Source organism: Helicobacter trogontum (assembly GCF_000765905.2).
Lineage (GTDB): Bacteria > Campylobacterota > Campylobacteria > Campylobacterales > Helicobacteraceae > Helicobacter_A > Helicobacter_A trogontum.
Genome location: NZ_JRPL02000038.1, coordinates 1 through 8,992 on the forward strand (window position 1 = coordinate 1; position 8,992 = coordinate 8,992).

Annotated in this window: 10 protein-coding genes; 7 read left to right on the forward strand and 3 right to left on the reverse strand. The window is 33.0% G+C overall.

Annotated features, from left to right (window positions below; genetic code table 11):
• Positions 1–286: 286 nt before the first annotated feature.
• Genes LS81_RS09815 through LS81_RS09825 form a run of 3 tightly spaced genes read right to left on the reverse strand, consistent with a single transcriptional unit; the run spans position 287 to position 2,247 of the window.
• Positions 287–472, reverse strand: a complete 186-nt coding sequence (locus tag LS81_RS09815; RefSeq protein ID WP_034316997.1) for a hypothetical protein — start codon at positions 470–472, stop codon at positions 287–289.
• Between the two features lie 15 nt (positions 473–487).
• Positions 488–1,465, reverse strand: coding sequence for a tryptophan--tRNA ligase (trpS, locus tag LS81_RS09820; RefSeq protein WP_034346575.1), 978 nt, complete (start codon positions 1,463–1,465; stop codon positions 488–490).
• 8 nt (positions 1,466–1,473) lie between these two features.
• Entirely contained in the window at positions 1,474–2,247 is a 774-nt protein-coding gene (locus tag LS81_RS09825; protein WP_034346576.1) for a hypothetical protein, read from the reverse strand.
• A 178-nt stretch (positions 2,248–2,425) separates the two neighbouring features.
• Between LS81_RS09825 and LS81_RS09830 the strand changes: the two genes are divergently transcribed.
• The 7 genes from LS81_RS09830 (at position 2,426) to LS81_RS09860 (ending at position 8,968) form a co-directional block, all read left to right on the forward strand.
• Positions 2,426–2,665 (forward strand): hypothetical protein, encoded by a 240-nt coding sequence (locus LS81_RS09830; protein ID WP_034317014.1) that lies wholly within the window; start codon positions 2,426–2,428, stop codon positions 2,663–2,665.
• Between the two features lie 415 nt (positions 2,666–3,080).
• On the forward strand, positions 3,081–3,788 hold the full coding sequence (locus tag LS81_RS09835) for a TrmH family RNA methyltransferase (RefSeq protein ID WP_034346578.1): 708 nt from the start codon (positions 3,081–3,083) through the stop codon (positions 3,786–3,788).
• A complete protein-coding gene (locus tag LS81_RS09840; RefSeq protein ID WP_034346579.1) occupies positions 3,781–4,884 on the forward strand; it encodes a helix-turn-helix domain-containing protein in 1,104 nt (367 codons plus the stop codon). Before LS81_RS09835 ends, LS81_RS09840 begins: the two co-directional genes overlap by 8 nt.
• On the forward strand, positions 4,881–5,732 hold the full coding sequence (locus tag LS81_RS09845; protein WP_233715947.1) for a DUF4988 domain-containing protein: 852 nt from the start codon (positions 4,881–4,883) through the stop codon (positions 5,730–5,732). The genes LS81_RS09840 and LS81_RS09845 overlap by 4 nt, the downstream gene beginning before the upstream one ends.
• Positions 5,733–5,844: 112 nt before the next feature.
• Positions 5,845–7,710: an ATP-binding cassette domain-containing protein gene (locus tag LS81_RS09850; protein WP_052096557.1), complete on the forward strand. Its 1,866-nt coding sequence runs from the start codon at positions 5,845–5,847 to the stop codon at positions 7,708–7,710.
• Positions 7,711–7,730: 20 nt separating this feature from the next.
• Positions 7,731–8,321, forward strand: coding sequence for an NYN domain-containing protein (locus tag LS81_RS09855; protein WP_034346581.1), 591 nt, complete (start codon positions 7,731–7,733; stop codon positions 8,319–8,321).
• Positions 8,322–8,407: 86 nt separating this feature from the next.
• A complete protein-coding gene (locus LS81_RS09860) occupies positions 8,408–8,968 on the forward strand; it encodes a L,D-transpeptidase family protein (protein ID WP_138069915.1) in 561 nt (186 codons plus the stop codon).
• Positions 8,969–8,992: the final 24 nt, after the last annotated feature.

The following is an 8,992-nucleotide window of genomic DNA, read 5'->3' on the forward strand; positions in this document are numbered from 1 at the left end:
GTCTTTCTTGAGTGTGTATTATAGATATTGTATAGTATAAATATAGATTGAATATAAGAATATAATCTAGTAATGGCAAATATTAATGTGTATTGTTGTGGGTATGGGGTTGAAAGGGATTTCGAATATTCTTAAATATTTAAATATATTGTAAATGTGGTTTATGGGGAAAATTTCCCCTCCATAAAAACACTGCTTAAGTTTAAAAAACTTAGTACAGAAATATGCAATGTAGTGAAAATATCAGTTATTTTTCTAACTGACATGTTCAGATCAGATATTGGATCTAGCCATCTTGAAAATCACGTAATGTTTCAAGATTTAATCGCATTTCTTCAATCATATTATTAATCGTCTCTGAATTCTTAGCACTTTTAGACTCTAGCTTTTCAAAATGACTCTCAAGTTCATCTAAAGAGTCTTGAATCTGCTCTATGATTGTAGAAATATCCTCTTTTACAATGTCATCCATTATCTTCTCCTAATTTTAAATTAAACCTACTAGGGACTTTGCTCTATCATAAGTAGTCCGAGCCAATTCCCTAATATATGTTTCATCACGCGTGATTATATCATTAATATAAGCTTTTTCCTTCATAAATTGATGATATTTTTGTTGTATTGGTTCTAATTCTGCGAAAATAGCCTCAGCAAGTGCAAGTTTAAATTCACCATAACCTCTAAAGCTACTTTCAATTTCTGTGCGACTCTTGCCTGTTATACATTCATAAATACATAACAAGTTATAAAGCCCTTCTCTCTCTTTATCAAAAGCAATCTCATTAAAACTATCCGTCGTAGCCTTTTTAACCTTTTTTATAATAGTATCTTTAGAATCAAGCAGATTTATAGCACTATATTCGCCCTTATTTGATTTACTCATCTTTGTCTTTGGATCATCAAGAGACATGATTCTCGCACCAACTTGTGCAATTAGTGGCTCTGGCACCTTAAAACATTCTCCATAACGTTCATTAAATCTCATTGCAACATTTCTTGTAAGTTCCAAGTGCTGTTTTTGGTCTTCGCCAACTGGCACAAAATCACTTTGATACAACAAAATATCAGCCGCCATTAACGCAGGATAGTTAAAAAGTCCAACATTTATATTTTGTGGATTCTTCTGTGATTTATCTTTAAATTGCGTCATGCGACTCATCTCTCCCATACCTATATTGCAGTCAAGAATCCACGCAAGTGCACCATGATAATCAATACGACTTTGCACAAAAAGCTTTGTGTTTTCGCTCGTAAGACCACACGCGAGCAACATAGCAAAAAGCTCTGTAGTGTTTTGCTGCAATACCTTTGGATCTTGATATATCGTGATCGCATGGGTATTCACAACGCAATAGATATTTTCATATTCCGCTTGATTTTTTACCCATTGTTTAATGGCACCAAGATAGTTACCTAAATGTAAGCTACCAGTTGGTTGGATACCTGAAAATGCCCTTTTCTTCATGTCTATTATTATGCCCTTTTCATAGCTATTTTTTGTAAAATATGACTGCGACCTTTCAAGATGTAGCAGATTCCAAACCCAGATAAATTATCACTTATCAATTTTGAGTTGGTTATTTTATCATGTTCTGCGATAAAAATTACAAATTTTTGTGATTTTTCTCTTATCTCCTCTAAGTTTATAGTGCAAAAATTCCATAAATTCCTAAGAGTTGTGAGTTTTTCAAAATGTGTAAAAACCCTACACTCTTTGCTATTAAGAAGGTTTGAGTGCATGTTGTCATGTGCAATATGGAATCCAAGTTTCTTATACAATGTAGTGTAATATTGCAATTTGTCTTTTTTGTATGAATGAATACATGCTTTTTCAAAAAGATTCCATGATGTATTTATATGAAGATGAGGAAGTTCTCTAGCAAAAGCTTCAAAATCTAGGTGTGTTATAACTTGTGTTGCATTTTTGACACCTTTTTTAGAATCTAGATTCTTTAGGTTCTGCATAAGCATGTCTATATCCATCTCAATAGAACTAGAATCTAAGCTCACGGTATCTAGCTTAAAATCTTTAGTGAAATGATATGTATAAAACAACGGAGACAAAAGAATTACTCTACCAACTCTTTGCTTATGAATAATCATTTGCATAGCACATTGCAGGGCAGATAATGCCCCAGAACTAAACCCTATAATATCATAATGGTTTGGCACATAACCAAAATCACACAAAAGTGACTTAAATATTGCATAATCTCCACGCAAACCAAAACCACTAAAATACTTCATAAAATCCTCTAAAACTATAAAATTAAAGTTAATTGTATAGGTTTCTAGCAACTCACTACAACAACAAAAACAAAATTATACCTACACTTAAGCTATCAACACACTAAGAAGTAAAAATTTATCAGAATTTGTTATAATTCAGCTCTTCGTTAAAATTACAATAATAAAAGGAATGGTTATGTTAATTTTAGATAAGAATTTTCAAGTAGTTGGTGGAATTGGTGTATGCTGTTCTGAAAGAGGGGATGATGTACTTATTAAATGCACAAAACATGTAAAAAATTGTGGTATTACATCTCAGGTTGTATATCTCAAAGCAGAAACCCCAAGCGATAGAAAATGGCTTGGTGGAAATAGCGAAAAATTCTACTACAATGGTATAAGCATCGTAGAAATCGACGAGGATGATTTCATTTAATCCCAGTTGATACATTTTGGCACACTCAATCTTGCTTCATAAATCCATGAGATAGAAAGCGTATTATCACATAATATGCCACAATATGCCTCTTGTTAATGTAGAGAAATTATATAGGAGTATATCACGCAAGCCAATTATCTCTCAAAACACTTGCTTTTCATTCAGGTTTGAAGATCGTTTTACATCTTACACCTTTAAGTATCTCTCTACACATAACATATACATGACACTATCTATTTATTATAGAATAAGTGATAATTTAATAGTGTTTTTAAAACTCCTAAAACCTAACGGAGTATATGTGTCAGGAAATCTTTATTTATAAAGCTTTATTTTTCAAAAGAGTTAGAGTAAAACTCTAGCTTTTTTATGGTAGCATTACAGAAAAAAATAGTGGCTGTGGATTCTAATAATGATTATCTTTGGAAAACAATGTTTTGAATATGTTGTACATCATTCACCCGAACGTATTCAAGAGATTTATTTAGCAAAAGATATAGAGAAATCTTTCTTTTCTAAACTAAAAAAACTCAATGTGCCGATTTTGCGAATTGATAACAAAAAAGCACAAAGCCTTGCACGGGGTAAAAATCATCAAGGTGTATTTGCACAGATTGAAACCATACAGCAAACACCCATTAAAGCGTTACTTGATTTACATAGCTTGGTCGTCTTATGCGGCATGAGTGATGTTGGAAATATTGGTGCTATCGTAAGAACAGCTTATGCACTTGGTGTTAGAGGCATTATTATTAGCGATAGACAAGATTTGAATATACAAGCATTAGAGGGGATTTTTAGGGCAAGCAGCGGGGCATTACTACATATGCCTTTTGCATTTCATAAATCAAGCCTTAGCGTCGCCAATGAAGCAAAGATGAAGCAATTCATTCTTATTGGGGCTGGTAAAAGTAATAATAACGTTCTAGAGTCTAAGCCAAACAAATGGGCTATTTTCATTGGTCGAGAAGACACGGGATTACCACAAAAACTACTTAATAAACTTGATTGCACTTTACATATCACTATGCATAATGGCTTTGATTCTTTAAATGCTAGCGTTGCAGCTGGAATCTTAGTTGATAGAATCCAACATATAAAAAAGGAATATTATGGCTGATTTTGATAAATTAAAACAAATAGATATTGATGAAATTCATCGCAAAACAAGGATCACATTAGTAAGATTACACGACATTTTAGACAAAAAATTTGATAATATTGACCCAGCTAGAGCACATGGCTTTATTAAGATTCTAGAACGTGAATTGCAGCTTGATCTAAGTGATTGGGTAAGAGAATATGACGAATACAAGCAGATAAATATCGCAAGAGAGTCCAATTCCTCAGAATCTAATGCTTTGCAAACTAAGGTAGCACAAGTAGATGTCAATAATGTAAAAATTGACACCCTACAAAGCTTTAAACAAGAAGATCCTGTAAATAAAGAAAACTCTGCAAACATGCAACAGGAAAAAATCACAAAACCAAATAAACAAACAGCAAACAGCAAACAACAATTAAGCAGTATGAATATAGAAATCAGTATGCCAAAGCAGCAAGTATCGCATAAAACAATGATTATTGCTATATCAAGTATTAGCGTTGTTTTACTCATCTCGCTTGGAATCTACTTCATAGGTTCAAACGATACACAAGAAAGTCATATTGCAGAGCAAAATGACACACAAAAACAGGTTGTTGAAAAAGATATAAAACAGACTTATCCTACAATTTCTCTTTATGATGCACTTAATGATAATGAACAAAAAAGAGAGAAAATGCTTGTAAAAGATAGTATACACACAAATGAAGCAAGAGATACTAACGAAACACCAACACAACAAAACACAATGCAAACACAGGATTTACAAGAAGATTCTAAATCTGCCAAACAAGAAGAAACAAAACAAAACCTCAAAGAAAATGACATGCAAGACGTTTTACTTACAATCACGCCAAAACAAGATGTGTGGTTTGCATGGACAGATACTATCACAAAAGTGCGTGGAGAAAAATATACAAAGAAAACGCCTGTTACCCTTACGATTAAAAACCCCACCGTGTTTCATTTTGGTTACGCAGTCTTAAACATAAAAGCAAATGGTGAAAACTTTGAATATAATCAACGAGGTGTAACCTATATGTTATATGATAAAAAGCAGGGCATGAAACTCATTACACAAAAAGAGTATAAAGCACTAGGGGGCAAATGATGAAAACATGTCGAATCTGCATAGCCACATTATTATTATGCAATATACTTGTTGCAAATGAGTTGCAGCAAAAGATACAAAAACTTATAACAAAAAGTAGCTACCAAGCAAATGAAAAATTTATAAATAAAATCTTTGCTAACGAGAAATCATTCTACCAAGACAACAATCTTAATGTAGTTAAAGTGCTTAGTGTATTGAAAAATAATGGGCTGCTCTCGCTAAAACTTGCAAAACCCAGTAATGTATCTGTTACATTTCGCCTCAATTCACTCAAACAAACCGATAGAGACCCAAGCTTTACTTTTCTTGCGTATAGTGCGAGCAATATTTTGAGTAGCATTGGTTACTCTTATTTTTATGTAACCCAAGCAACAAAAGAAGATAAAGAGATTACACTTACATATACACTGAATGCAGAATCTAATGTTGATCCGATTGTTATGACTGCAAATCTAGTAAAGCGGGGCTATAAAATCATTGATGTCAATCGATATTCTGCTACACATTGGGTATATGATATAAGTTTAATTAACTCAAATATTGTGGCAGCAAAATTCCTTGCAAAAGGCACAAATACACTTACACAAATTAATGGTAAATATTGGCTTACATTTGCTAACCCAGGCACAATCCAGATTACACCGCAAGACAATACAGAAGCATGGTATCCAAAAATCCTTATTTTTGATAATGCTATGAATCCGCTTCATGCAATTATGCTTACAGATTCTAAAACAACATATCAAATAGATTTACCGCAATCTGCAAGACACGTGCTTGTTACTGATAATTACAATGCGACTATATTGCGCAATGGAATAAATATTGATTTTACACCTAAATGATATTATCTTTTGTTGCCCAAAACTTAATAATGTGAGAATTGGAAGAGTTACAGAATCTTTAGACTATAATATATGTTTATGAATAGGTTTTAAGATAAGTGTGAGATAGATAATGAAAGAACAAGAGCAGAACTTACTTTTAGTGATTAAAAATTTATGTGCTTCATTTAGCACAGACATAAAAGATTGTAATCAATATGAAACCAATACCATGTCTCATGAAAGTCAAGTATGCAATACAAGCAAAAACAATTTAGCTTTTATGCAAAATATAAATAATGCAATTATAAAGGAATCTCTAAATGATGCTTTGAATGACAAAACCCCATATACTAAACAAACACTAGATGCAAATAATAAAATGCAAAAACCACATTTTATCAAAAATATCAAGAAAGCAAAAACGAATACAAACACCACGCCTAGTCAAGCACATCCTTCATTTCACCTACACAATATTAATATCAATATCAAACAAGGTCAAATATTGGGGCTTGCAGGTGAGAGTGGAAGCGGAAAGAGCTTACTTGCAAGAATTATTATGGGACTTGAACCAAACATCAATATACATCAAGGTGAGATAAGATTCCTTCATTATGATCTATTGCAATTACAAAAAGAAAAGAGATCTAAAGCCACAAGAATGCAAAATCTCTTAGGTAAAGAAATCTCATACATACCACAAGACCCCTTAAGCTCGTTAAATCCTTTACACAAAGTATACAAGCAAATTGAAGAAACACTTATTATACACAAACTAATAACTGACTCTAAAAAACGTAAAGCACATATAGAATCTCTTTGTAATGAAGTTGGGCTTAGTTGCGATTTGCTTAATCGCTACCCGCATGAATTAAGCGGGGGTCAAAGGCAAAGAGTTGCAATTTGTCTTGCGCTTGTTGCCAACCCAAAGTTAATAATTTGCGATGAGCCAACAACTTCTCTTGATATATCTTTAAGTCTGCAAGTAATTAATATGCTTAAGCAAATCGCAATAAAACATCATGTTGCAATCCTTTTTATCACACATGATTTGGGCATACTACGTGCGCTTTGCAACTCCTATATCATTATGCAAAATGGACGTATTATAGAATCTCTCACAATTCACACTACACCAAAGCATAGTTATACACAAAAACTATTTCAAGCCAACTTCCTTGAAACAAAACAATATAACGCCACGCAAACACCAATTATAATGCAGCTTAAAGATTTTAGTGTGGGCGTTAAAAAAAGTAAATTCTTTGATAGAAAACTATCTATAATTACAAAAAATGTTAATCTCGCCTTGCAAGAAGGTAAAACTTTGGGTATCATAGGAGAGAGCGGTAGCGGCAAGAGTTCTCTAGCAAAAGGCATATTGCATCTTATGGATACACAGGGAACGGATTTATATTTCAATCAAACATTATCTCATAACGGAAAAATCGATAAGAGGTATTTAAAAGCAATGCGAAAAAACATACAAGTTGTTTTTCAAGATTCTATGAGTTCTTTAAATCCAAGATTTCGCGTAAAAGATTTGGTAAGTGAAGGGCTTAAATTGCAAAAAAAGAGTGATGAATCCATTATGCAAGAAATCGAAAAAATTTTTGATGTGCTTGATTTGGACATAAGTTTGCTTGTTCGTTACCCGCATGAATTAAGTGGCGGTCAAAGGCAGAGAGTGGCTATTGCTCGTTCCATGGTTATGAATCCAAAGATTCTGATCCTTGATGAGCCCACAAGTGCACTTGATAAATTCGTGCAAAAAAATACATTAGAGCTCTTATATAATGTGCAAAAAACCTATAATGTAAGCTATATACTGATCACACATGATCTAGGTGTTGTTGCACATCTATGCGACAATGTAGCAGTGATGTTTCAAGGTGAAATTGTTGAATATGGCAAGACACAGAGTATAATGTCAAGTCCAAAACATAACTATACGAAAAAGATGGTTTCAATATACCAAGAATTGTATATTGCTTAAACCTATTTGAAGGAGATAATATGGCAAAAAATTTAGCATTATTTATTGATTGTGATAGACTTGAGGCAGCATTTATGACGCTTATTTTCGATTATTTGCAAAATGAGGGTTACAATGTCTGCGTTAAACGTGCGTACATCACAAAAGATAATCTTGATACATGGTACAATCAACTCGATCGACATTATTTTGGAATCTCAATAGGCAATAGTCAAGCAAATAATAATATGCGTTTAAGTGTAGATGTATCAAAAGCACTATATTCTGGCAATTACGATAGCATTGCAATTGCTTCAAATTATCGCGAGTTTGGTATTTTAGCAAGTGAAATAAGAGCAAAAGGCTTAGAAGCATTATGCTTTTATCAATTCTCAAAAGGCAATGAAGCGTTTTTAAAACGAGCATACAATATTATCTATAATTTAGAACCAAAAAATGTAAGCGATCAAACCAGTGAAATAATACCAACAGATGATATGCTTGATATGTTTGCATCCGCACTTGAAGGATTAGATACCCAAACACTTGGAGAAAAGATTGGTAATCAAACAGCTACAAAAAAACCACGAGCAACCAAAAGCACAAAAACAGCAACCACAAAGAAGAAATAGTGATTATTATATCTCGCATATGGCAAGTTGCGACAAATCATCTTCTATCTATATAGATGGATACAATACTTGTTTAGGATCGGATAATGGCAAGAAGTTTTGCAACCACTGCGATAGTATTGTGTTGTTTTATCATTGCCATAACTGCATTATATCAAATAAGTATTGCGGTAGAAAGAAATCAAGAATACCCAATAGATTGGAGTCTAAAAGACAACGTAGCAAAGATTGTCGTACACAAACACAAAAGAGTTTTAGAACTCTATGATGATAAGGGACAATTACTCAAAAGCTATTCCCATATTGCATTAGGTAAGAATCCATATGGGCATAAAATGTTTGAGGGTGATGGCAAAACACCTGAAGGCTTGTATTATATAGACTCAAAAAATCCAAACTCACGCTATTTTCTAAATCTTGGGATTAGTTATCCCAATCAAACTGACATTGCCAATGCAAAACGCCATAATAAAAGTGCGGGTGGTGATATTAAAATCCATGGACTACCAAATGGTATGAATGTCATAAAAGAGCTTTTTTGGCAATATGGTGATTGGACTGATGGTTGCATAGCACTCGATAACGCAAATATGAAAGAGTTATATGAAATCATTTCCATAAAAACACCCATCTACATATTGCCTTAACAACAAAACTAGCAATATATTTGT

Coding starts and splice junctions, on each gene's coding strand:
- LS81_RS09815 (WP_034316997.1), bottom strand. CDS start 472: ATGGATGACATTGTAAAAGAGGATATTTCTACAATCATAGAGCAGATT.
- LS81_RS09840 (WP_034346579.1), top strand. CDS start 3,781: ATGGCTGATTTTGATAAATTAAAACAAATAGATATTGATGAAATTCAT.
- LS81_RS09845 (WP_233715947.1), top strand. CDS start 4,881: ATGATGAAAACATGTCGAATCTGCATAGCCACATTATTATTATGCAAT.
- LS81_RS09835 (WP_034346578.1), top strand. CDS start 3,081: ATGATTATCTTTGGAAAACAATGTTTTGAATATGTTGTACATCATTCA.
- LS81_RS09830 (WP_034317014.1), top strand. CDS start 2,426: ATGTTAATTTTAGATAAGAATTTTCAAGTAGTTGGTGGAATTGGTGTA.
- LS81_RS09860 (WP_138069915.1), top strand. CDS start 8,408: ATGGCAAGAAGTTTTGCAACCACTGCGATAGTATTGTGTTGTTTTATC.
- LS81_RS09825 (WP_034346576.1), bottom strand. CDS start 2,247: ATGAAGTATTTTAGTGGTTTTGGTTTGCGTGGAGATTATGCAATATTT.
- trpS (WP_034346575.1), bottom strand. CDS start 1,465: ATGAAGAAAAGGGCATTTTCAGGTATCCAACCAACTGGTAGCTTACAT.
- LS81_RS09850 (WP_052096557.1), top strand. CDS start 5,845: ATGAAAGAACAAGAGCAGAACTTACTTTTAGTGATTAAAAATTTATGT.
- LS81_RS09855 (WP_034346581.1), top strand. CDS start 7,731: ATGGCAAAAAATTTAGCATTATTTATTGATTGTGATAGACTTGAGGCA.